This window comes from Clostridium nigeriense (genome assembly GCF_900086595.1).
Taxonomy (GTDB): Bacteria; Bacillota; Clostridia; order Clostridiales; family Clostridiaceae; genus Clostridium; species Clostridium nigeriense.
In genome coordinates this window covers 597,472-622,627 of the sequence record NZ_LT575472.1, presented here as the reverse complement: position 1 = coordinate 622,627, position 25,156 = coordinate 597,472, and the positions used below count along the sequence as shown (strand labels likewise).

General features: G+C 27.4%; 24 protein-coding genes. 6 read left to right on the top strand and 18 right to left on the bottom strand.

All coding sequences use genetic code 11. The features are described from left to right. Positions 1-23: 23 nt before the first annotated feature. Genes BN6774_RS03365 through BN6774_RS03350 form a run of 4 tightly spaced genes read left to right on the top strand, consistent with a single transcriptional unit; the run spans position 24 to position 2,719 of the window. Positions 24-689: a DUF969 domain-containing protein gene (locus BN6774_RS03365; protein WP_066890040.1), complete on the top strand. Its 666-nt coding sequence runs from the start codon at positions 24-26 to the stop codon at positions 687-689. Positions 690-697: 8 nt separating this feature from the next. After that, on the top strand, positions 698-1,627 hold the full coding sequence (locus BN6774_RS03360) for a DUF979 domain-containing protein (RefSeq protein WP_066890038.1): 930 nt from the start codon (positions 698-700) through the stop codon (positions 1,625-1,627). A 19-nt stretch (positions 1,628-1,646) separates the two neighbouring features. After that, positions 1,647-2,288, top strand: a complete 642-nt coding sequence (pcp, locus tag BN6774_RS03355) for a pyroglutamyl-peptidase I (protein WP_066890036.1) — start codon at positions 1,647-1,649, stop codon at positions 2,286-2,288. Further along, positions 2,288-2,719, top strand: coding sequence for a gamma-glutamylcyclotransferase family protein (locus tag BN6774_RS03350; RefSeq protein ID WP_066890034.1), 432 nt, complete (start codon positions 2,288-2,290; stop codon positions 2,717-2,719). The genes pcp and BN6774_RS03350 overlap by 1 nt, the downstream gene beginning before the upstream one ends. A 345-nt stretch (positions 2,720-3,064) precedes the next feature. Here BN6774_RS03350 and BN6774_RS03345 read toward each other — a convergent pair whose 3' ends face one another. The 6 genes from BN6774_RS03345 to BN6774_RS03320 form a co-directional block, all read right to left on the bottom strand. After that, on the bottom strand, positions 3,065-3,568 hold the full coding sequence (locus tag BN6774_RS03345) for a DNA topology modulation protein (protein ID WP_066890032.1): 504 nt from the start codon (positions 3,566-3,568) through the stop codon (positions 3,065-3,067). A 21-nt stretch (positions 3,569-3,589) separates the two neighbouring features. After that, positions 3,590-3,883: a GNAT family N-acetyltransferase gene (locus BN6774_RS03340; RefSeq protein WP_066890030.1), complete on the bottom strand. Its 294-nt coding sequence runs from the start codon at positions 3,881-3,883 to the stop codon at positions 3,590-3,592. Between the two features lie 82 nt (positions 3,884-3,965). Next, positions 3,966-4,475, bottom strand: coding sequence for a DUF2812 domain-containing protein (locus BN6774_RS03335; RefSeq protein WP_066890028.1), 510 nt, complete (start codon positions 4,473-4,475; stop codon positions 3,966-3,968). Next, on the bottom strand, positions 4,476-4,781 hold the full coding sequence (locus BN6774_RS03330; protein WP_066890026.1) for a PadR family transcriptional regulator: 306 nt from the start codon (positions 4,779-4,781) through the stop codon (positions 4,476-4,478). A gap of 218 nt (positions 4,782-4,999) precedes the next feature. Continuing rightward, the gene (locus BN6774_RS03325) at positions 5,000-5,188 is read right to left on the bottom strand and encodes a hypothetical protein (protein WP_066890025.1); all 189 of its coding nucleotides are present in this window, start codon (positions 5,186-5,188) and stop codon (positions 5,000-5,002) included. A gap of 104 nt (positions 5,189-5,292) precedes the next feature. After that, positions 5,293-7,008: a methyl-accepting chemotaxis protein gene (locus BN6774_RS03320; RefSeq protein WP_066890023.1), complete on the bottom strand. Its 1,716-nt coding sequence runs from the start codon at positions 7,006-7,008 to the stop codon at positions 5,293-5,295. A 185-nt stretch (positions 7,009-7,193) separates the two neighbouring features. On the opposite strand from BN6774_RS03320, the gene BN6774_RS03315 reads away from it, so the two are divergent. Continuing rightward, entirely contained in the window at positions 7,194-7,931 is a 738-nt protein-coding gene (locus tag BN6774_RS03315; protein WP_066890022.1) for an NAD-dependent protein deacylase, read from the top strand. Between the two features lie 54 nt (positions 7,932-7,985). Here BN6774_RS03315 and BN6774_RS03310 read toward each other — a convergent pair whose 3' ends face one another. From BN6774_RS03310 to BN6774_RS03295, 4 genes are all read right to left on the bottom strand, one after another. Continuing rightward, a complete protein-coding gene (locus tag BN6774_RS03310) occupies positions 7,986-8,489 on the bottom strand; it encodes a VTT domain-containing protein (protein WP_066890020.1) in 504 nt (167 codons plus the stop codon). A 316-nt stretch (positions 8,490-8,805) separates the two neighbouring features. Beyond that, a complete protein-coding gene (locus BN6774_RS03305; RefSeq protein WP_066890018.1) occupies positions 8,806-10,101 on the bottom strand; it encodes a HAMP domain-containing sensor histidine kinase in 1,296 nt (431 codons plus the stop codon). Continuing rightward, positions 10,098-10,775, bottom strand: a complete 678-nt coding sequence (locus tag BN6774_RS03300; RefSeq protein WP_066890016.1) for a response regulator transcription factor — start codon at positions 10,773-10,775, stop codon at positions 10,098-10,100. Before BN6774_RS03300 ends, BN6774_RS03305 begins: the two co-directional genes overlap by 4 nt. Before the next feature lie 291 nt (positions 10,776-11,066). Next, positions 11,067-11,750, bottom strand: coding sequence for a GTP pyrophosphokinase (locus BN6774_RS03295; RefSeq protein WP_066890014.1), 684 nt, complete (start codon positions 11,748-11,750; stop codon positions 11,067-11,069). 239 nt (positions 11,751-11,989) lie between these two features. Here BN6774_RS03295 and BN6774_RS03290 point away from each other — a divergent pair, with 239 nt between their 5' ends. After that, a complete protein-coding gene (locus BN6774_RS03290) occupies positions 11,990-12,973 on the top strand; it encodes a DmpA family aminopeptidase (RefSeq protein WP_066890012.1) in 984 nt (327 codons plus the stop codon). Between the two features lie 127 nt (positions 12,974-13,100). Here the strand turns inward: BN6774_RS03290 and BN6774_RS03285 are convergent, their stop codons facing one another. The 8 genes from BN6774_RS03285 to BN6774_RS03250 all read right to left on the bottom strand — a co-directional run bounded on the left by BN6774_RS03285 (position 13,101) and on the right by BN6774_RS03250 (position 25,125). Continuing rightward, positions 13,101-14,075 (bottom strand): glycosyltransferase family 2 protein, encoded by a 975-nt coding sequence (locus BN6774_RS03285; protein WP_066890010.1) that lies wholly within the window; start codon positions 14,073-14,075, stop codon positions 13,101-13,103. Positions 14,076-14,204: 129 nt separating this feature from the next. After that, positions 14,205-14,813 (bottom strand): copper homeostasis protein CutC, encoded by a 609-nt coding sequence (locus tag BN6774_RS03280; protein ID WP_066890008.1) that lies wholly within the window; start codon positions 14,811-14,813, stop codon positions 14,205-14,207. 206 nt (positions 14,814-15,019) lie between these two features. After that, positions 15,020-18,550, bottom strand: coding sequence for a pyruvate:ferredoxin (flavodoxin) oxidoreductase (gene nifJ / locus BN6774_RS03275; RefSeq protein WP_066890005.1), 3,531 nt, complete (start codon positions 18,548-18,550; stop codon positions 15,020-15,022). A 375-nt stretch (positions 18,551-18,925) separates the two neighbouring features. Next, the gene (locus tag BN6774_RS03270) at positions 18,926-19,795 is read right to left on the bottom strand and encodes an ABC transporter ATP-binding protein (RefSeq protein WP_066890003.1); all 870 of its coding nucleotides are present in this window, start codon (positions 19,793-19,795) and stop codon (positions 18,926-18,928) included. Between the two features lie 6 nt (positions 19,796-19,801). After that, positions 19,802-22,144, bottom strand: a complete 2,343-nt coding sequence (locus tag BN6774_RS03265) for a hypothetical protein (RefSeq protein WP_066890001.1) — start codon at positions 22,142-22,144, stop codon at positions 19,802-19,804. Between the two features lie 53 nt (positions 22,145-22,197). Continuing rightward, positions 22,198-23,316, bottom strand: coding sequence for a hypothetical protein (locus BN6774_RS03260; protein ID WP_066889998.1), 1,119 nt, complete (start codon positions 23,314-23,316; stop codon positions 22,198-22,200). A 491-nt stretch (positions 23,317-23,807) separates the two neighbouring features. Continuing rightward, positions 23,808-24,515 (bottom strand): pirin family protein, encoded by a 708-nt coding sequence (locus BN6774_RS03255; protein WP_066889996.1) that lies wholly within the window; start codon positions 24,513-24,515, stop codon positions 23,808-23,810. A 10-nt stretch (positions 24,516-24,525) separates the two neighbouring features. Beyond that, on the bottom strand, positions 24,526-25,125 hold the full coding sequence (locus BN6774_RS03250; RefSeq protein ID WP_066889994.1) for a nitroreductase family protein: 600 nt from the start codon (positions 25,123-25,125) through the stop codon (positions 24,526-24,528). Between the last annotated feature and the right edge of the window lie 31 nt (positions 25,126-25,156).

The window sequence follows — 25,156 nt, the reverse complement described above, 5'->3', positions numbered from 1 at the left end:
AATTTCGAAAGGATTCGATAATCATGGCATTAATAGGAATACTAATAATTATAGTAGGATTTGCACTAAAGTTTAATACAATTGCCGTAGTAATTGTTTCAGGTATTGTAACTGGTTTAATTGCAGATATGAGCATTTCTGAAATATTAACAACTTTAGGACAAACATTTGTACAAAAAAGAGAAATGAGTTTATTTCTTTTAACATTACCAGTTATAGGTTTATGTGAAAGATATGGATTAAAAGAAAAAGCAATTATGTTAATAGAAAAAGTAAAAGGTCTATCTACTGGTAAACTTATCTCTGGATATTTATTCATAAGACAGGTGGCAGCAGCAATGGGAGTTAAGTTGGGTGGACATCCTCAATTTGTAAGACCTCTTATTAATCCAATGGCACAAGGAGCTGCTATATCAAAATGTGGAAAAATTGATGAGAAAGATGAAGATTTAATTAAAGCTACTTCGGCAGCTGCTGACAACTATGGTAACTTCTTTGGACAAAATGTCTTTTTAGCAAACTCTGGAGTACTTCTTATAGCTGGAACATTAGAGACTCTAGGTTACAATGTAGATACATTGCAAATTGCTAAAGCTTCAGTTCCTGTTGCTTTAATCGCATTTGCTTTAGGAGTTATTCAAAATTACTTATTAGACAAAAAACTTTCTAGAAAATATAAAAATAGGTAGGAGACAGTATGGATATTAAGGCACTTTCAAATATATTATTACAAATATTCTACATCATGGTTGGCCTATTCTTTTTACTTACTATGATGTTTACTTTAAAAGATAAAAATCATAAAACTAAATATGGTACTGCTCTATTTTGGGGAATTCTTGGTTTCATATTTATATTAGGTGAAGCTATTCCTCCTGTTATTTCAGGTTTTTTAATAGTAGTAATAGGTGTTTTAGCAGCCTTTAACCAAATTAATATGGGTACTATAAAACAATTAGATAGTACTTTCGCAAGCTTACAAGCAAATAAAATTGGTATAAAAATATTTGTTCCATCACTAATAATAGCTTTAGTAGCATTACTTATTGCTCAATTTACACCAATTTCTGGTGTAGCTGCTGTAGGTATTTCTGCAATGGTTGCTCTAGTAGCTACTTTCTTAATAACTAAAGCTAAACCTAGTGAACTTGTTGAAGATAGTAATAGAATGTTCCAAGCTGTTGGTTCAACTGCAATATTACCACAATTACTAGCTGCATTAGGTGCATTATTTACTGCTGCAAGAGTTGGTGATATTATATCTAATCTAATTTCAAGTGTTATTCCAGAAGGAAACATTTTAATAGGAATAACTGCTTATTGTGTAGGAATGGCTGTGTTTACTGCTATTATGGGAAATGCTTTTGCTGCATTTTCAGTTATTACTGTAGGTATTGGGGTTCCTTTCGTATTTGCACAAGGTGGAGATCCAATAGTTGCATCAGCACTAGCTATGACAGCTGGATTCTGTGGAACATTATTAACACCAATGGCTGCCAACTTCAACATTTTACCTGTGGCACTATTGGAAACAAAGGATAAAAATGCTGTAATAAAAGCTCAAGCTGTATTTGCATTTATTTTACTTGCAATACATATTCCGCTTATGTACTTTTTAGCATTCTAGTTTTAAAGGAGGCTTATATATGAAAATATTAATAACTGGTTTTGATCCATTTGGTGGAGAAAATATAAATCCAGCTTTAGAAGCTGTTAAAAAATTACCAGATACTATTTTAGGACAAGAAATCATTAAAATTGAAATACCAACTGTATTTAGAAAATCTTTAGAAACAATTGAAAAAAATATACAAAAGCATAATCCAGATGTAGTAATATCTGTTGGTCAAGCTGGTGGAAGATTTGGCGTTACTCCTGAAAGAGTTGCTATAAATATAGATGATGCAAGAATTAAGGATAATGAAGGCAACCAACCTATAGACATTTCTATCTATGAAGATGGAGAAGCTGCTTATTTTTCTAACCTTCCTATAAAGGCTATGGTTAAGGAAATGAATGACAATGGTATTCCTTCTTCAGTTTCAAACTCTGCTGGAACCTTTGTATGTAACCATGTTATGTACGGAATACTATACCTAGTAGATAAGAAATATCCAAACATCAGAGGTGGATTTATACATGTACCATACATACCATCTCAAGTAACTACAAAACCTAATACACCATCTATGTCTATTGATGATATAGCTAAAGGCTTAGAACTTAGCATAAAAGCAGTAATAGAAAATTCATCAGATATAAAAACTGTAGGTGGAACTATCTGCTAATGAGTAAAAATGTTAATATCTTTGTTTATGGTAGTTTAAGAGAAGGCTTTTTTAACTATGATCTTTACTTAAAGGGAAAAGTTAAATCAATAAGACCTGCTGAAATAAGTGGTTTTGAATTATACCATATGCCTTATAAAGGTTATCCAGCAGTATTGCCTGGCAACAATACCATAATAGGTGAAGTTGTTGAAATTGAAGATTACGATTCAACACTTAAAGCAATGGATGAAATGGAAGGTTTTCTAGGAGAAGGAAACCCTAATAATGAATACACAAGAAAACTTGTAAAAGTTAAATTAACTGATGATGAAAGCTATGAAGATTGTTATTCTTATTTTTACAATAAGGATATAGATCCAAAATTCCAAGATGAAGCTGTTTATATTGAAAATGGTGATTGGAAACACTACATGCTAAGTTCGAAATAAATTGTAAATACGCCTAGATATAGTTATACTACTTTCTCCGTCGCAAGCTCCAAGTCGACATACGTAAAACTATATCTAGGTCTTTCTTTTACATTTATATCTTTTTAAATGTAAAACTTAATGTTAAAACTTAGCATAAAGCTAAGTTTTTAAAATAGAAGTTGATATATATTATGCTTCGTCTCAATTTTTTCTTTATCGTATCTCTTTAGTGAATAAAACACTCGCTGTTCTACTGAATCTTTAATAACATAATGCAACATTGTAAAGAAAACTATTGTTCCTATAATTCCCCATCCATCATATCACTTCATCGCCATACTTATTAACATTTAAATAATTTACTTATTGTAAGTTTACTAAAAAATTATTACATTCTTTTCTATTCTTAAAAATGTATATATCTTTATCTTTTTCTTCTTTAAGAATATTATAAAAATTAGCTCTATGTGTCTTATTAAAATTCCATATCCATTTCATAAAATCTAAGTCGAATCTTTCAGGACAACCTCCCGCCATATCTGGACGCACTTTACCATAACTTGATATTACTCTTTTTATTACTCCAAAGAGGCATACCCTTCTTGGATAATCTAAGTACACTACAGTATCACATCTTTTTAATCTTTCCTTTAGGGTTCTATCATAATTACCATCTATAATCCATTTTTCTTTCTTTAATTCCTCATTAAGTAAACTATCAAATTCTTCCTTAGATATATTTACCCAACCTTCTTTCCAAAATAATTTATCTAAATGAATTACTGGTAATTTAATTTTTTCAGATAAATTTCTAGAGAAAGTGGATTTCCCACTTCCTCCACATCCAATTACTAAAACTCTTTTCATAAATTCCCCTCCTTTGTACACTTAAAAGTAATCTTTCCTTAGCAATCCATACCAAGCTTCATCACATATTCCAATATTATTCTTTCCAGCTTCCCTTAAAATCCCTTCAAATTTTAATCCACACTTCTCCATGACTTTTCCAGAATAAATATTACGTGTATCATGCCTAGCTTCTATTCGGTTAACCCCTACCTCTTCAATTAAATACTTTATTACAGCATAAAACGCCTCAGAAACTATACCTTTATTCCACCACGCCCTACCTATGCAATAATATATATGTGCTGATTCTACATTTTCATTAAATTTTCCCAATTATAAATTAACCTAATTATAGTTTAAAATACATTAACTTACAATTATAAAAAGTGCCTTATTAGGCACTTTTATTTAATACTTATTCAATTTCTTTTTTCAAAGATAATATCTTTCTCTGACACTTATATACCTGATAAAAAAAGGTGACACATATAATACTTATTAGAATAGCAAAATAGAATGAAATATTAGAATGATAATTTAAATAGTTATTCCATTGTGATGGTAATATAAGCAATTCACATATTGCTAAAATCAAGAATGTTTTTTGTATTCTTCTATACTGCTCAATCTTACTTTCATTATCACTATACAGCTCAAAACTCCCTTTCTTCCTAAAAAAGGCCCATACACCCCAAGTTTCTACAAGTTCCCCACCCGTCTCACGAACTAAATCATAAAATTCATTTTTTTGCTGTGTATCTTTATCTCTGATAATATCAACTCTATAAGTGTATTCTCCAGGTTCACATTTTTCAAACCAATATACGCCTAAGAAAAAACGTGTCATTGCATATCCTCTAGTCACCATGTAATTTAAAAAATACTCTTCACGATCTTTATCATAATACCATCTAAATTTAATCATTTACCCAATCTCACCTCTACCATTTTTTATAAGCTCTTCTAATCTATCTATTTCCTCTAATAAAATACTTTTCCCTAAGTTTGTAATCAGATACTCCTTTTTTCTCCTAGAATTCTTTTCTTCACTATAAAGCATAATCCAACCCTTTTCTAGCAATGTATTTATAGCACCATAGAGGGTACCTGCTCCTAATGAAACTCTTCTATTTGTTAGTTCCTCGACTCTTTGAATAATCCCATAGCCATGATTAGGTTTTAACACTGCTAACAATATATAATAAGTTGATTCTGTTATAGGTGTTCCCATTTTATAGCTCTCCTCTCGATATATCGTTACATGATATATTTATTATATCATATGACGATATATTGTAAATATGTTCCATTTATAAATTATGATATTAATTTTTATTTATATAAATACTACTTGTAATAAATAAAGACATGCAAAGATTATTTAATTCTATTGCATGTCTTTAACATTAAATATTTTTCATTAGTAATTCAAATTTCTATTCTTATATCTTAATCATTTATTTCATATTCTTGTAAGTTACTTTCACCCATTTTCTTCAAATCTTCAGCATTTGAAACATGGTTTCCACAATTATTTCCACAACATATTCCTTTTTTTATTGGTGCAAGTAAGAACCCTGCAACAACTCCTCCTAAAAAGCATGATAAAGCTAATAACCTTTTTTCATTATCATTCATAAATTTGTCCCCCTTATTATATATAAAATAATTATACCATTATATTATCCATTTTTATCCACTATGTTTCTATCTGTTAGTATTACTAAAACTTTTATTAAAATTTATATTTTAAATTTTGATATAATACCTTGTAATTTATTACTTAATTGATTTAAGTTATTTGTTACTGATTTTATTTCTTCCATTGAACTATTCTGTTCTTCACTAATAGCTAATACTTCTTCAGTAATTGCTACATTTTCTTCTGCTACTGAAGAAATACCTTGTATTTTATCAACTATAGTATTTGTATTATCTCCAATGCCTTTAAAAGATACACTTATTATTTGAATCCTTTGAAACATACTTTCTATCTCTTTTGTCATATCACTAAATGTTATCCCTGTACTATCAACTGCAATTTTTTGTTCTTTAGCAATTAAATCTGCGCATTTAATCTCATCAATAGATAACTTAGTATCCATAGTTATTCTTTTTAAAATTTCTCCAATTTCATTAGTTGCTACAGATGCTTCTTCTGCTAATTTTCTTACTTCTTCTGCTACTACAGAAAAACCCTTTCCATGCTCACCAGCTCTTGCTGCTTCAATTGCAGCATTAAGTGCTAATAAGTTAGTTTGTTCTGATATATTAGTAATAGTTGAGAGAATTTCCTCCACTTTTGCTACTTCTTTAGCAAGTTTTCCTACAACTTCTGTAACTTTATTGAATGCAACTAAATTTTCTTCTGTTTTTATACTTTGATTATTTACTGCTTCAAGCCCACTATTTATTAAATTCTTAGTTTTATCAACTGATTTATTAATAATATCTATATTCTTTTTATTTTCATCTATGTCTTTAGCAATTTCTTGAATTCCACTAGAAATATTATTGACACTTTCAGATTGTTTTGTAGCTCCTAATGCTATATTTTCAATGGCACAGGCCACTTCTTCTACAGATTTTTTATTTTGATTAATAGTATTATTCAAATCTTCAGAGGAACTTGCTACTCTATCAGCAGCACCTGTTATTTCTTCTACGATTGACTTTATACTTTTTATAAAATCATTGACTTCATTTCCTAGGGTTTCTAATTCATCTCCTGTTTTAATTTCTATTCTTTGATTTAAATCTCCAGATGAACTAATTTCCTTGAATCTTTTACCAAGCAAGTAAATAGGATTTGTTATTTTACTAGCTAATAAACTAGATAATATTAAAGCTAAAATAATACTAAAAACCATATTTATAGATATACTTGCAATCAACTGACTTCTTGCTTCTAAAATTTTACTAGAATCTATATCTACACCAATTATTGCTATTACTTTCCCATTGCTATTTTTTATAGGCGCATATCCTGAAATAACTGTTCCCCATTCATCTGTGTACATTTCTTTGTCTGCAGATGCTATTCCTTCAAAAGCACTTTTCATTTCTGGTAAGTAATCATATTCATATCCTATGGCAGTTTTGGATTCTTCATCTGAATCTATAATAAAAGCTGTTTTATCTTTTCCCTTTTCTACCATAGTATAAATGCCTTTTATTCCTGTTTCTTTTTTGAAATTAATCATTCTAGTTCTCAAGTCTTTATAAATATCACTTGACTGATCATCAATGCTTTTTAATTTCTCATGAAGATCTCCATCAATTATTAAAGAAGAAGCAGATGCTAATCTTGATACCTCTACTCTAATATCTTCTAAAAGACGTTTATTATTAATATTATATTGTATTATCCCTGTTATTAAAGAGATAAAAATAACTATCATTCCAAAATATAAAAATAATTTTCCCCTAATGCTTCTTAATACCTTTAACCTTACCATTATCTAATATTCCTTTCGCTCCCAAAATCCAATTATTTAAAAATAGATTTTCTTCCCCATTTTCTAGTAAAATATATTTTTAAAATTTCTATTCAAGGAATATTCTACCTTCTTTATCAATATGAGTCAAAATAAAATTTACATTATATGATATAATAGTTACAAATATTATTGGAGATGATTTAATGGAAAATAAAATAGATATACTAACACAAATAATTAAAGAAAGTAATAATATAGTATTCTTTGGTGGGGCTGGAGTAAGTACAGAATCAGGTATTCCTGATTTTAGAAGTTCTAATGGTCTATTTAATGAAAAACTTAATATAACATTTACTCCTGAACAATTAGTATCACATAGCTTTTATATAAGATATCCTGAAGAGTTTTTTAATTTTTATAAGGCTAAACTTATATATCCTGATGCTAAGCCGAATAAAGCTCACATTACTTTAGCTAAGCTTGAAGAAATGGGAAAATTAAAAGCTGTTATAACTCAAAATATAGATGGCCTTCATCAAGCTGCTGGAAGTAAAAATGTTTTTGAACTTCATGGTTCTGTTCTAAGAAATTACTGTGTTAGCTGTAATGCCTTTTATGATGAAAAATTCATTTTAGAATCTAAGGGTGTACCTACTTGTACTAAATGTGGCGGAAGAGTTAAACCAGATGTTGTTTTATATGAGGAAGGCCTTGATGATGCTACTATTAGAGGTTCAATTGATGCAATTTCTAAAGCAGATACCTTAATTATTGGTGGTACCTCCCTTGTAGTCTATCCTGCTGCTGGGCTTATAAATTATTTTAGAGGAAAGAACTTAGTCTTAATAAATAAAAGTACAACTTCTGCTGATAACAAAGCTAATTTAGTTATTCATGATTCCATAGGAAAAGTTCTAGATGAAGCTGTTAATAATCTATAAAAAAGTATTAAAAAGTCGTTATAACAATAGTCTTAATTGCTATAACGACTTTTTCTAGCTTATACATAACTTAATTTTTTTAATAATAGAGATACCTATAATTAATACTATGGATATTGCAATATAAATTGGATTAAAGTTTATTAACTCTAAAGAATATGCTAATGAAATCGAAGTTACTAATTTGGACATAGTCGCTATTCCAATAAATTTATATGAATTCATTTTTGCCAATCCTGCTCCAATACAAATAACTTCATCAGGCAGTATAGGTAAAACAAATAACATTAGTATTATTATAGTCTCATTTTTTTGTATATATTTATTAAATTTATCTATTTTTTTATCATCTATTATTTTATTTATAATACTTCTTCGTGCAAATTTTGCAATTAAAAACATAACTATTATTCCAAGAACGGTACCTGTAAATCCTATAGTCGCCCCCTTTAGAGGCCCTAGTATAGAACTGCCTCCAATTATAGTAACTGGCTCTGGCAAAGGTAATATTATTGGTTGTAAAAAACATACTATAAAATACAATATCTCTTCATTCATAACTTTATATTACTCCTCTCTATTATTCTTAAAATAGTAAAATGCTATTACTGATGTTAAAAGAGTTAAAAGTGCTAAATAACATTTATTAAAAAGTAATATACTAAACATAATTATTAATATTAGTTTCATATTTAATTCCTTTCATCAACTGATTTACTTAAATATTAGAAGAAATACTTTAACGAAATACATATGAAAATATTAATTTTTCTTAATAAATAAAGAGATAAACATTATATTCCTTGCTCCGTCGCATGGGCTCCAAGTCATCTTGTTATGATACTTTAAAACTAAAGAAGCATAGCTTTCTTAGCTATGCTTCTTTTAGTATAACATCAAATTTTATATAATCACTTATTTTTTCTACCTTTATGTCACCTTCATGCAAATCAATTATTCTTTTCACTATGGCTAATCCTAAACCTGTTCCTTCTTTATTTCTTGATTTATCTTCTCTATAAAATCTTTCAAAAAACCTATCTAAATCTTTTTCTTCTAACTTTTCACACTTATTAATAAATGAAATTACTACTTTACTATTAACAACATTTAATTCAACCTTAAATTCAGAATTATAATCACTATATTTTTCTGCATTTTTTATAAGATTTTCAAACACTCTCAATATTTGAACAGCATCAATATCACAAAAAACTTCTTCGTATTGATTTTTTAATTTGACCTCTATGTTTTTTTCATCAAAGCTTATAATACTCTCCCCTACTGCTTGACTCAATAACATTGCTATATTAACTCTAGTTTTTTCAAGTTTAATGTCGTTACCTGTTAGTTTTGTATATTCAAACAATTCATTTACTAATGATTTAAGCCTTAAACTCTTATTATAAGCAATGCTAATATATTCATCTCTAAGATTTTCATCAATATCTTTTCTATTTAGAAGCTCTAAATATCCTACTATAGAAGTTAAAGGAGTTTTTAAATCATGGGATATATTTGTTATTAACTCATTTTTATTATTTTCTATTCTTTTTTCATTTTCTATTTTTTCCCCTAATTCTAAGGACATACTATTTATACTTTTACAAAGGTCTGCCAGTTCATCTCCACCTTTTACTTTAATTGTTTTTCCAAACCCTTCATCTTTAATTATCTTAACTTCTTTCGTTATAAGCTTAATATACTTTACTTTTCTATTTACAAGAAATAAAAATACTATTAAGAATATAGATATCCCTATAATACAAATCAAGTAAAATAAGTTAATTGAAAAAAAATAGTCTATTCCTACATATTTTTTAATTTGCGGAAATACTTTCAATCCAATTACACTTATAAATAATAAACCTTCAATAGCCATTATAATTGATATCAATACTACTAAAATTAAGTAAATACTAAGCTTTTCAAAATTAATTTTTCTAAATGGTTTTGTATTAAACAGTAATATGGTTATTATAAATATAACTATTGCAAATATCTTAAAATCTGTATCATCAATATTAAATAAATTAATATTTATTACTCCAGTATTTTGCTGTTTTGCTACTAATACAGCATATCCCTCTACCATAATCATTTGTGCTAGAATAAACCCAAATAGAGCACCTAAAATTAAATTGTATTTAATTTTCCTTATACTAATCATATTTTGTACCCTACTCCCCATACTGTTTTTATATATTCTGGATTCTTAGGGTCCTCTTCTATCTTTTGTCTAAGTTTAGTTATATGAACCATTATAGATGTATCTGAAACAGAATATTTATCTCTCCATATAGATTCATAAATCTTATCAACACTAAAAACAATATTTCTATTCCTTGCAAGAAGTTCTAAAATTTTATATTCTGTTGGAGTAAGATTTTTTTCTTCTCCTGCTACTGTAACTCTATGCATATCTGTATTAATCTCTAGATCTTCTATTTTAATAATACTTTTATTACTATTATTAAAAACTGTATATCTTCTTAACTGTGCCTTTACCCTAGCAATAAGTTCCATGGAACTAAATGGCTTTTGAATATAGTCATCTGCACCTAAAGTAAGTCCTTTAACCATATCAATTTCTTCACTTTTTGCAGTCAAAAATATAACTGGCATAGTATACTCTTTTCTTATATTTATTAATGCTGTTGTTCCATCCATTTTAGGCATCATGATATCTAATATCACTAAATCATAATCTTTTTTGCTTATTGCTTCTAATACTTCTTCTCCATTTGATACTTTGTCTATATAAAACCCCTCTGTCTGTAAATATATTTCAACTAAATCTCTTATTTCATTGTCATCATCTGCAATTAATATTTTCTTACTCATCATTGCCTCCTTTACACCTTAAAACTATAAAATTAGTATCTTCAAAGTTTATGGTATTTATCATTTCACTTGCTAAATATCAGCTACTTCATGCTATAGCTCCTACTAATCTTGGATTTTTAATATACTCTAACATAAACATTAATTATCACTCCAAATACTTATTTCCAATAATTCTAGAAAAAAATATTTAATTTGTAAGTAATAAAATTATTAAGATTTATTAATAATTTCTAAAAATAAAGAGAGGCTATTTGTATAAATGGCCTCTCTAAAACACTTAAAACTATTTTATAGCTTTTTTTCAATTCTATTTCTTATATCCTCCATGCGCTTATCCAAAGCTGCACTAATCTCTGAACATTCAATTAATTCCTTACTTATTACTTCAGCCTCATCTGGATCGATATTTTTCTTATATCTTAATTTATGTTCTAAGCTTGCCCAAAAATCCATTGCTATTGTTCTAAGTTGTACCTCTACCTTCATCCTTTTCTTTTCATTCTTTAGGAAAATTGGCACTTCTATAATTAAATGTAAACTTCTATAACCGCTTTCTTTAGGATTTTTTATATAATCTTTTTTTTCAATTAATTTAATATCATCTTGGCTTAGCAAACATTCTGCTAACATGTAAATATCTTCAGGAAATGAACAAATTACCCTTACCCCTGCTACATCATTTATATTCTCTTGTATTGCTTCTAATGAAAAAGGTAGTTCTTTTCTATTAAGCTTTCTTATAATCCCATCAGTAGATTTTAATCTGGACTTTATATTTTCTATAGGATTTCTATCATATTGTAATGAGAACTCTTCATTTAATACATTAAATTTTGTTTCAACTTCCATAATTGCACAACGATAATAAGCCATTAACTCATTCATAGGCATCATATTTCTTTGTATGGCTTCTAATATATCCTCATTTATTAACTTTTCTCTTAAAAACTTTTTACCAACCCTTTTTAGCATATAATCATCCTTTTCATAGTTAATGTTACTACACTAATATATTAACATCACCTGAATATAAAAACATTACTTTTATTACATGTTAATAATTTTTTAAAATATTATAATAAACTTATTCCAATAAACTTATGTAATATTATTTAAAGGAATTTCCACTAATTTTTAGTATACTATACTATATAAAAATAATTATATAATATCATTTAAAACAAAATCATGGTATGAAGAGGTGTTTACATATGAAAAAAGGAAAATTAAATAAAATAACTGATGTTAAAGGAATAAAAGTAGGACATAAAACTATAGATAATGGTGATATTCATACTGGAGTAACAGTAATCATTCCAAGTGAAGATAACATATTCAAAAATAAATATGTTGCTTCATCTTATATAATAAATGGGTTTGGTAAGACAAGTGGTTTAGTTCAAATAGAAGAACTAGGAACTTTAGAAAGTATTATAGGTCTTACAAATACTCTAAATGTTGGTACCGTACAACAATCTATTGTAAAGCATATGCTAAAAGATAACTTAGATATAGGTAAGGAAACAGGAACTATTAATGTTGTTGTAGGAGAATGTAATGATGGTTATCTTAATGATATCCGCGCTTGTGCTATTAAAGAAGAAGATGTTTATGAAGCTATTGAAAATGCATCTACAGATTTTGATCTTGGAAGTGTTGGCGCAGGTAGAGGAATGTCATGTTTTCAAATGAAAGGTGGGATAGGCTCTGCTTCTCGTATTATTGAGTTAGATAGGCAAGAATATACTGTAGGTGTTTTAGTTTTAAGTAACTTTGGACTAAAAAAAGATTTTATCTTTGATAATATTAGTTTTGCTGATATAGAGGATGAAGATTTAGAAAAAGGAAGCATCATGATTATACTTGCTACAGATATCCCCCTATCATCACGCCAATTAAAGAGAATTTGTAAAAGAATGAGTGTTTCTTTATCTAGGCTTGGATCTCACTTAGGAAATGGTAGTGGCGATATTGTAATTGGTTTTTCTACTGCAAATGTAATTCCTCACTACTCAGAAGCTGATATAATTAACGTAAAAGAAATTCACGAAAATAAAATAGATACAGTTTTTAGAGCTTCAATTGAAGCATGTGAAGATGCAATTATGACTTCTTTATTATGTAATGAAACTCTTTTAGGAAGAGATGGGAATACTAGATTATCTTTAAAGGATACACTAAATAAAATAATTTAGCATATGTTAAGAAATATCATATTTCTACCACTTATTATTTATATTTTTTAGAGAAATATGATATTTCATAATTAATTTTTGAACGTAAATATTTTTAATAATATAACTGAAAAATATATTTTTTATTTTATCTATAAAGTTCATTTACTTCCTCATTCACTATTAACTTTTCTTTAATTATATACCTTGGTCTAGCTTTAGTTTCATTATATATTTTACCTATATATTCTCCTATTACACCTAAAGAAAGTAATTGGATTCCACCTATCATCCAAATTGAAATTACAATTGATGTCCATCCTATTTCAGCTTTTCCTAGAAATTTTACTACTAACGAGTATATTAACGCAATTAAACTTATGAAGAAAAGAAGGAATCCTAAAGTAGAAATTATTCTTATAGGCTTAATACTAAAAGAAGTTATCCCATCTATTGCAAATCCAATCATCTTCTTCAATGGATACTTAGACTCTCCAGAAAAACGTTCATGCCTTTCATATTTAATAACAGAATTTTTGTAGCCCATTAGGGGAACTAGTCCTCTTAAAAATAAATTTACTTCCTTGAACTCACTTAAAGTATTTAATGCTCTTTTACTCATTAGCCTATAATCTGCATGATTATAGATAATTTCTACTCCTAGCTTATTCATAACTTTGTAAAAGCTTAAAGCCGTTGTTCTTTTAAAAAAGCTATCTTTTTTTCTTAAATTTCTAACTCCATATACTATATCATTACCTAAGTAATATTCCTTAACAAATTCCTCAATAATATTTATATCATCTTGCATGTCAGCATCTAAGGAAATAACCATGTCTGCTTTTTCTTTAGCTGTCATTAACCCTGCAAACAATGCATTTTGTTTCCCTATATTTCTTGATAAACTTAATCCTAATACTTTACTATTTCCATTATGTAGACTTTTAATTATATCCCAAGTTTCATCTTCAGATCCATCATCAACAAATAATATTTTGCTTTTTTCAGATATTTGTTCATCATATATCATTTTATTTATTTTTTCTAAAAGTCTTTTATTTATTTCTATTAAAACCTCTTCTTCGTTATAGCATGGTATAACCACATACAATACTTCTCTCATATCTTATCCTCATAAAACCATTAAATAATATCTACTTTATATTTATTTTAGCATTTATGTTTTATTTTGTATCTTAAAAATAAAAAAAGACTGTAAAAACAGCCTTTTTCAGTTTTTATACTATAAATATTAGACTACTCTTGTACCATGAATTTCATTAGCACCAGTATATTCTAATATAAACTCTCTATTTTGCTTATTTACACCTTTACCAGGCATAATAATTATTCTATCATTAGCATAATTAACTAATTTTTTAAGAGCTTCTCTTCCTATTAATGCATTTTCCATTCCACCTTTAGTAAGTATTCTATCTACTCCAAGGTCCACTAATTCATCAATAGCCTCATTTTTATTTTCTATACTGTCAAAAGCCATATGGAAGGTTATTTTCATAGGTTTAGCTTCTTCCACTAATTTTTTAGTTAATTCTAAATCTATTTTCTTTCCTTTTAAAGCTCCAATTACAACTCCATAAGCTCCTAGTTCTTTACACATTTTTATGTCTTCTAACATAATTTCTGTTTCTTCTTTTGAATATTCAAAGCTCCCACCTCTTGGTCTTATAATGACCATAACTGGAATTTTAAGAGTGTTAATTGTCTTTTTTATAGTTCCAAAGCTAGGAGTAGTACCATCTTCTAGAAGATTATCACATAATTCTATTCTATGTGCTCCTAGAGCTTCTGCTTTAACTGCTTCATTGTAATTTCCAACACATGCTTCATATATTTTCATAAAAAACCTCCTAAGTTAAATGACTATAGAAAACTTATATATTAAATATTATTATATAAACATCAAATCTATGTCAAAAATAAAAAACTCAAAAGAAAACTCAACCTAAGTGAAGTTATTCTTTGTACAGTATTTATTTAACTGTACAATATAAAATAACAAATCTCAAGGTTGAGCTTTTAAATTAATATTTTCTTAATGTTTTATTATAATATTGGAGTTTCTGCTAAATTTTTATACCTTTCATATCTTTCCTTAGCATCTTGCTCTGTTTTTGCAAATAAATCTTCTGCAAGTTCTGGGAATGCCTTTGCTAATGAAGCATATCTAACTTCACCCATTAAGAATTCTCTTAAGCTACTAGTTGGTGCTTTGGAATCTAAATTAAATGGGTTCTTACTATTAATCTTTAAATCTGGATTATATCTATATAGATGCCAATATCCTGAATCAACAGCTCTCTTTTCTTCATATGGAGTATTAGACATACCTATCTTAATTCCATGAGATATACAAGTAGCATAAGCTATTACTAATGAAGGTCCCTTATAAGCTTCAGCTTCTGCAATTGCTTTAAGAGTTTGATTTAAATTAGCTCCCATACAAACTTGTGCTACATATACATAACCATATGTCATAGCCATTAAACCTAAATCTTTTTTCTTAGTTCTCTTTCCATTTGCAGCGAACTTAGCAACTGCTGCTTCTGGTGTTGACTTAGAGGATTGACCACCAGTATTTGAATAAATTTCAGTATCAAATACTAAAACATTTATATCTTCTCCAGATGCTAATACATGATCTAAGCCCCCATATCCAATATCATAAGCCCAGCCATCACCACCAAATATCCATTGAGATCTCTTAACAAAGAACTCCTTATCCTTTAATATTTCCTTTGCTATTTCTGAATTATCTTCTTCTAAAACTCTTCTTAAGTTTTCTGCTCTTTGTCTTGTTCCTTCTCCATTATCTACATTATCTAACCAGTCTTGTAATACAACTTTAGCTTCTTCGGACATATTACCTTCTTTTAAAGCTATTCTTATATTGTCAGCAATTCTTTCTCTAATAGTCTTAACTCCTAAAAACATTCCAAGACCATACTCTGCATTATCTTCAAATAATGAATTAGCCCAAGCTGGACCATGACCATTATGGTTTGGTCTATAAGCAGTAGCAGCACCTGATGAAGCCCAAATTGATGAACATCCAGTTGCATTTGCAATCATCATTCTATCACCAAATAATTGAGTAACAAGTTTAGCATATGGAGTTTCTCCACATCCTGCACAAGCTCCTGAGAATTCAAGTAATGGTTCTTCAAATTGACTACCTTTAACTGTATTCTTACTCATAGGATTTTCTTTTGGAGTAAGCTTTTCAACAGCATAATTCCATGCTTCAATTTGCTCACTTTGAGTATCCATTGGTTTCATAACTAAAGCCTTACCTGGTGCTGGACAAATTTGAGCACAGTTTCCACATCCAGTACAATCTAAAGGAGTAATACCTATAGTATAATTATATTCCGTATTTCCCTTAACTCCATTTGCTTTTACACTCTTATAGCTATCTGGAGCATTTTCAACTTCTTTATTAGTTGCTAAAAATGGTCTAATAACTGCATGAGGACATACAAATGAACATTGATTACATTGAATGCATTTATCTGGAAGCCATTCAGGAACGTTAACAGCTATACCTCTCTTTTCAAAAGCAGTAGTTCCAGCCATAAAAGTACCGTCTGAAACTCCTAAATCTACAAAGGTTGATACAGGTAAACTGCTTCCTTCTAATTTGTTTATTGGAATACAAATTTCCTCAACAAATTTTGGAACACTCATCTTTTCTGCTAACATATCATCTTCTGCATTTTTCCAATCACTAGCAGGGTTTACTTTAACTAATGATTCTAAGCCCTTATCAATAGCTTCATAGTTCATATTAACTACTTTTTCACCCTTTTTGCCATAGGATGTAACTACTGCTTCTTTTAAATATTTAACAGCATCTTCAATAGGAATAATGTTTGCTAATTTAAAGAAAGCAGCTTGCATTATCATATTAATTCTTCCACCAAGACCTATTTCTTGAGCTATTTTAATTGCATTAATAATATAGAATTGTATATTATTTTCTGCTATATACCTCTTTATCTTAGCTGGAAGTCTTTTATTTAATTCTTCTTCATTCCAAATGGTATTTAAAACAAATACTCCATTTTTCTTAAGACCTTTTAATATATCATAATTATAAACATAAGATTGATTATGACATGCTACAAAGTCTGCTTGATCTATTTCATAATGAGACTTAATTGGAGTTTTACCAAATCTTAAGTGAGAAACTGTAATTCCTCCTGATTTTTTAGAGTCATAAGCAAAATATCCTTGAGCATACATATTTGTATGATCTCCTATTATCTTAATAGCACTTTTATTTGCTCCAACTGTACCGTCTGAACCTAATCCCCAGAACTTACATGCTGTTATTCCTTCTGGAGTAGCATCTATATCATCCTTAGGAGATAGAGAAAGATAAGTAACATCATCTTCAATTCCTATAGTAAATCTGTTTTTAGGTTTTTCTTCTTTTAAATTATCAAAAACTGCTGCTATATCTGATGGGTATGGATCCTTTGAACCAAGTCCAAATCTACCACCATATACTTTTGGTGGATTTTCCATTTCATTAACAGCTCTAACTATATCTAAATATAAAGGCTCGCCAATAGATCCAGGTTCTTTAGTCCTGTCTAATACAGCTATTTTCTTCACACTCTTTGGTATAACTTTTAATAGCTTTTCTATTGAGAATGGTCTATAAAGTCTTACCTTTACAAGTCCAACCTTTTCACCCTTACTTCTTAAATAGTCTATAGTTTCTTCAGCAACTTCCATTACTGATCCCATAGCTACTAATATTCTATCTGCATCTTTATCGCCATAATAATCAAAACAATGATATTCTCTTCCAGTAAGTTCAGTTATTTTTGCCATATATTCTTCAACTATATCTGGAATATCTTCATAGTATTTATTTAAAGATTCAGTTAACTGGAAGTACACATCTGGATTTTGTGCTGTTCCTCTTATAACTGGATGATCTGGATTTAATGCATTTCTTCTAAAATTATCTAAAGCTTCATGATCTACAAGCTTTGCTAACTCATCATATTCTAAAAGTTCAATTTTTTGTATTTCATGAGATATTCTAAATCCATCGAAGAAATTTACAAAAGGCATCCTTGCCTTAATAGCAGTTAAATGTGCAACTGCTGATAAATCCATAACTTCTTGAACTGATCCTTCTGAAAGCATTGCAAACCCTGTTTGCCTTGCTGCCATAACATCTTGGTGATCACCAAATATGCTTAGAGATGAGGTTGCAATTGCTCTTGCAGCTACATGTATAACTGCCGGAAGCCTTTCTCCTACCATCTTATACATATTAGGGATCATAAGTAATAAACCTTGTGAAGCTGTAAAAGTTGTTCCTAAGGCCCCTGCTTGAAGAGTACCATGAAGTGCCCCAGCTGCTCCTGCCTCTGATTGCATTTCAACTACCTTTACAGGCTTACCAAATATATTTTTTCTTCCCTTTGCAACCCATTCATCTACATGCTCAGCCATAGGTGAAGAAGGTGTTATTGGATAAATAGAGCTTACTTCTGTTAAAGCATAAGAGACATAAGCTGCTGCAGTATTTCCATCCATGGTTTTTGTTCTTCTCATACTTATTAATCCTCCTTTGAATTTTCTACTAATAAAATTATTTATATAAAAACACTTTAATATTTTAAGTATTTGCATTGCTATCTTCTATTATGCAATCAATATTTTATATAGAAATATAGCGTAAATTTACTATACCAAATTTTTCTTAATTTTAAAAGATAATGATTTTAATTATCAGCAGTAATATGTTATAAAGTTTTACTATCATATAATTTAATAAAAAATAGAGTCTTGAAGTCCTTTAGTGCTTATTAAAAAAAATTAAATATAACTCCCTTTAAATTAAATAAGAGTATTAACGAATTTAAATGGTTAATACTCTTTTCTAATTAAATTGTTATTAATTGTAACAGTCTAAATACATGTAATCTTTTAATTAAAGTGGTATAAATATAATTCTTCTAAAGAAGGTTGAACACTACGGTATTCATATCCTTCAATTTTTTTATCAGTAACTATTCTAGCAAAAATTTTATTATTATAATTAGTTAAATTTGTCATAATGAACTTCTTTTCTATTTCTTTTATATCTTTCTTATCTTTTATTTCTATTTCAAATGTTTTATCTTCAATTTCTTTAACTAATTTAGTTGGAGAATCTTTTTTTATAATTTCCCCTTTTTTAACTAAAAGAATTTCCTTTGCTATAAATTCAATATCCGAAACTACATGAGTTGCAATAATAACTATTTTATCTAAAGAAATTTCACTTATAAAATTTCTAATTCGTATTCTTTCCCTAGGATCTAATCCAGCTGTTGGTTCATCTAAAATTAAAACCTCTGGATCATTTAAAAGAGCTTGAGCTATTAAAATTCTTTGTTTCATTCCACCTGAATAACTTTTTAATTTTTTATGTTTATGTTCTTCCATATTGACAAGTCCTAGTACATATTCTATTTTTTCTTTTGCTTGTTTTTTACTTAATCCTTTTAAAGCAGACATATACCATAAAAATTTTTCTCCTGTAAAATCATCATAAATCCCTTGATTCTGAGGCATATATCCAAGTATATTTCTAAAAACTTCTCCAATATCAATTATATTTCTTCCATTATATAAAATCTCACCACCACTTGGTTTTAAGTTATCAGTTATTATATTCATTAAAGTTGACTTTCCGGCTCCATTAGGCCCAAGTAATCCATAAATCCCCTTAGTCAAGGTTACATTAAAATCCTTTAATGCATAAGTAAGTCCTTTATCATAGCTTTTATTTAAATTTTTAATTACTAATTCCATAAATTATTACCCTTCCGTTATTACATATTTTTTATAACTAAAAATACTTATAAGCATTATTAAAAGTAAACTTAAACTATAATAAATGAAATTTTTTATACATCCATTTGTAAATGAAAAACTATTAAATGATAAAAATACATTATTGAAACTTAAAAACCTTAAAGTTGTAATTCCTTTAAACTCTATTATTAAAGGTAATAAAATAATAATAGCTGATAAAATTATTGATTTAATGGTATCTTTTAAATAAATTGAGATTAGCATAATAATCAAGGATATTAAAATAAAGCCAATAACCCTAAATAACAAGTTTAAAAATAAAAACTGCAAAGTATTTAAGTTTAGATTTATATTTTGATAAAAACTAATATTTTTAATATTTGCTTCTAAATAATTAATACCTAACATATTCTTAGTCTGAAAATATATAGGTAAAATAGTAAATATACTTACTATTAGTGATAAAATTATATTTAAGGAAAACTTACTTTTAAAGATATCTTTCCTTCCTTTTAAGGTTGTCCTTATAAGTTTTATAGAATTATTTCTATAGTCATACGAAAATATGCTATTAACCGTAATTATTAAAGCTAATGCTGCCAAAATCCCTAAATTTAAAGATGTATTAGTATTTAAAAATAAATTTCTTGCAGAAAGTTCATTTAATAAATATTTATTATTAACTTCAGTATTTTTTATATTTAAATATTGATTAAAAAATATACTAAATCCTAAGTAATTCTTTAATATATCATCTAATTCTAATATTTGAATATTATATTCTTCTTCACTTATTTCATTATTTTTTAACTTCTTAGACAGATCCGAATAAATTTCAGAATAATTATCAAAAGTATACTTTTCTTTTAATATGGCTTTTTCCTTTTCCTCTGTTAATTCACCATTAAATTTATTTATGTAATTTAAATAAACTCCTTTGTTTATATCAATAAAATAGTAATTATCCTTTATTTTATTCAAGCCTATAAATAATAATATTAATAAAATTATTATCCCTTTGTTCAATATAAATAACTTATAGGTTTCAAAAAAAGTTATTTTTACTGTTGAAAAAATTTTATCAGTAAATCTATTTATTACTAAAATATTCTTATTAAAGTCATTTTTATTTTCTTCTTTATTCATATAAATATGGATATTTATCCAAATAAATAAGGGAATTAAGACGCCCAAACTAATTAAAGTAAACTCTTTTAAAGAAATTGCCCTATTAAAAATGCTAATGTTTATATAATTCCCTAAAATATTATAAGCATTTAAATAAGAATATAAGTTTATATATTTAAAAAAATTTAAAGAGGATATTTCTGGAAGTATATTATAAGTAATAATACTAATGAGAAAAATAGCAATTGTATATAAAATAACCTTCATAGTATTTTTAACTTTTGTAAACATATATGCTATAAATAATCCTATAAAAATATTTATAATTATCTTATATATAAAATATAATATTAAAAATCCATCTAAATTAATATTTAATATTGATGTTTTAAAAATTTCCAAGGACTGAAGTGGAACCTTTAAATTTCCAAATCCAAAAAGAAACTTAGATAGCATAAATATTCCACCATATAAAATAATAGAAAGTATTGTAATAGTAATTATGTGAAGATAAATTTTACTTACTATAGTTTTCTTTCTACCATTTTTATTTGCTTTAATAAGATTTAATAGCCCCTTATCCCTTTCATATTGAAAAATATAAAAGCTTAATAAAAACACCAAAACCATAGATATAATATCTACTATTTTGTATTCCATTATAGCTTCAACACCTTTCCCATATATGAGAGAAAGATTTAATCCTTCCATTTTTTCAAAATCATTAGCTGTTTTTATAATATTATTATAAGAAAAGCTACCCTTTTTATTAAAAATAGAAAACTTAAGCATTTTATCTTTATTACTTTTAACATTGTTTAAAAACTCATCATAAGAATTTATATAATTTATATTCTCTTTTATATAGTTCAGTAAAATAAGGTCTTCGTCTAATTCTTTAGAATTTTTATATCTATTCACATCTAAATTATTTTTTATTTCTATCAATTTTTCATCAAATTCATTTGAATCTGTAAATAATAAATAGTAATTTGATTTTTCTTGTATTTCTTTTTCTATTATAGATTTTGCTTCTTCTATATCTGCATTTTTTATGTTACCTAAATACTCCTCATATGCTGACTCTTTAAAAATAAAGTTCTTTGAAAATGTTGATTGAGATATTAAAAATAGACTTAAATTTAATATTATTCCTAAATTTATTAGAATTATTACTGATATTTTGCTAAAAACTTTTTTAAATTCATATTTTAACATATATATCCCTCTCTAAATTCTTAGTATAAAGCATTAATTTATAAATTATCATGCTAATTGAATCCATAATCTACTTCTAATAAATCCTTTACTTTTCCATAACCCTTTAATAATTCTTCTTTATCTATATATTTAATACCACTAATATTGGGATTTTCTATACTTTTATAGTAAATAAATGCTCTCTCATTACCTGGTGCAAAATTCACAATATTTTTTGATAAATCAAAGTTCTCAAAATAAACTTCTTTTAATAACTCATTCTCAGTATTATAAATCTCTAATTTATTTTTATCCTCAAATAACTTATAAATATACTCAAGGTCAGAATAATATTGTCTAATTTCTTTAACTTCATTCTCCTTAATGATATTCCCATCTAAATCAGTAATATATTCTATTCCATCACTACCATTATAACTATAGAAATATAATTTATCATTTAAAGCAACAGGTCTACTAATTCCATCATCATAAACTGGAAATTTATCAAGTTTATTATTTTTTATATTATAATTATATACTTCATTGTAAGAAGTATATTTTTCATCTGTCTTTGATGCTTCAAAATATAAATTGTTTTTATATGCATACAAACTAAGTATATAAGTTTTATTATTATTATCTTCATAAACAGTTTCCAGTTTCTCTTTTTTAAGATCATAAGCATATACTCCTATCCCACTATCCATACCATTTGGCATAGTCGAAAAATAGACCTTCCCCCTATGAATTATAAAATCATTAACTGGAGTAGAAAAATATAAAATTTCCTTTTTGTTTGTCCCATCAAGATCTGCTTTAAATAAAGATAAGTAACTTTCCTGACCTTTTAAATATTCATTTATATAATATATATTATTATTATAAATAATTGGAGCAATTTCAGGAAAATATCCACTATATCCATGACATTCTTCATTATTGTGATTACAGTTAGGCTTATTACATAAAATTATAGAGTTATCAGATTCTTTATCAGAATAGTAAATATTATTTTTTAATAAATAATAATATCCATTATCTGATTCATATAAATCATGAAATCCATTACTACTAAAATACATATACTGATAATCATAATCTTGATTATATTCATCATCTTTAAATGAAGTACATCCAACTAATAAAATTAATATTGCTATTAAACTAACAAAAAATTTTTTTCTCATTCTCTCTCCTATTATCACCATATAAAGGAGCTATCGCAACAGCCCCTTTATTAGTTATTATTATAATATATTATATAGTTCCTCTGTTACTCTTCCAGTTCCAGTTTCTAATGCCTTACCTACCGCATATCCAATTCTATAAGTTTCGTTAGTCTTTGCTCCTATCTTTCCAGAAGCGCTTCCTGCTTACATTCCTTCCTAATAACCTTATACCACTTAATTGATTTTTTGTAAATAATATACATGGCTTTCCGTGTATTAATACAACATTAATTATCTAAATTGTTCTTTTTTACAATTAATAGGAAGAAGTTAACTTTAATTATTTCTTTTTCCCTATAGAATCTCTATCTTAAATTACCTACTACTCTTTCTCATTACTAATAGTAAATTTTCTCTTAACAATATTATCTCTAATAAACTAATCTCAATTTTATCTATAAATTATTTCATATACTAGATAAAAAAAAGTAGGAGATAATTCTCCTACTTTACCACTTTAATTCCTTTTTCATTTCAATAACAAGTATATGGGATTTTTTATTAGCCTTAATCTTTATATCTTCCTCAACAATTTCAAGTGCATCTCTTTCATTAAGATCAATATTATTAATAGTTGAGTTTCCTTCTATTTGAACTAAATATCCTTGTCTTCCTTTTCCTACTGGAAAATCTATTTCTTTATTCTCATCTAGTTCAACTACATAGAAGTTAGCATCTTGATTAATCTTTATAGGTGCACTTCCATCTTTACTTGATACTATATTAAGCCATTTATTTTTTCTTTCTTCTTCTTTAAATCTATAGTCCCCATACGCTGGATTATACCCCTTCTTATCTGGAACTACCCAAATTTGAAGCAATCTTGTAGTTTCATTGCCTAAGTTTTGCTCACTATGAAAAACTCCTGTACCAGCACTCATATATTGAACTTCTCCTCTATATACAGTGTTTTTATGTCCCATAGTGTCACTATGACTTAATCCACCACTAATAACATAAGATACAATTTCCATGTCCTTATGTGGATGAAAATCAAATCCTGTACCTGCTTCTATTAAATCGTCATTTATTACTCTTAAAACTCCAAAGTTCATATTATCTATATTGAAATAATCTGCAAAAGAGAAATGGAATATACTTCTTAGCCATCCTAAATCACTCTTCCCCATATTTCTATGATCTAATTTTCTTAACATAAATTCTCTCCTATCTTAATACCTTAACCATATCTTCTATTGGATTAAAAGTCTTTTCTCCTGCAGCTTTTACAATCTTTCCAAAAGGCATTTGAGATATCATTTTCCAATTGTTAGGTATATTAAATTCCTTCTTAACTTGTTCATCTATTAATTCAGTATAGTGTTGAAGACTTGCTCCTATACCCTCTGTTGCAAAAGCAGTCCACACTGAAAATTGCATCATTCCTGAAGTTTGTAATGCCCATACTGGGAAATTATCCTTATATAATTCGAATTGTTTTTGTAAAGATTCAACTACTGCAAAGTCCTCAAAGAACAGTACAGTGCCATGTCCAGCCTTAAAAGAGTTAATTTTTTCTTCAGTTGAAGAAAAATCTTTCTCAGGAACTACCTTTCTTAAAGCTTCCATAGTTATATCCCATAGCTTATTATGAGATTCTCCTAACAATATAACAGTCCTTGTTGTTTGAGAATTAAAAGCTGATGGTACGTGCTTTACAACTTCCTCAACAATCTTTACAATTTTTTCATCTGATATTGGTGATTCCTTACTTATAGCATAAATACTTCTTCTTTCCTTTATTGCATCAAAAAAATTTTTATTCATTTAAAATCCTCTCCTTTTCTTTATATAAATT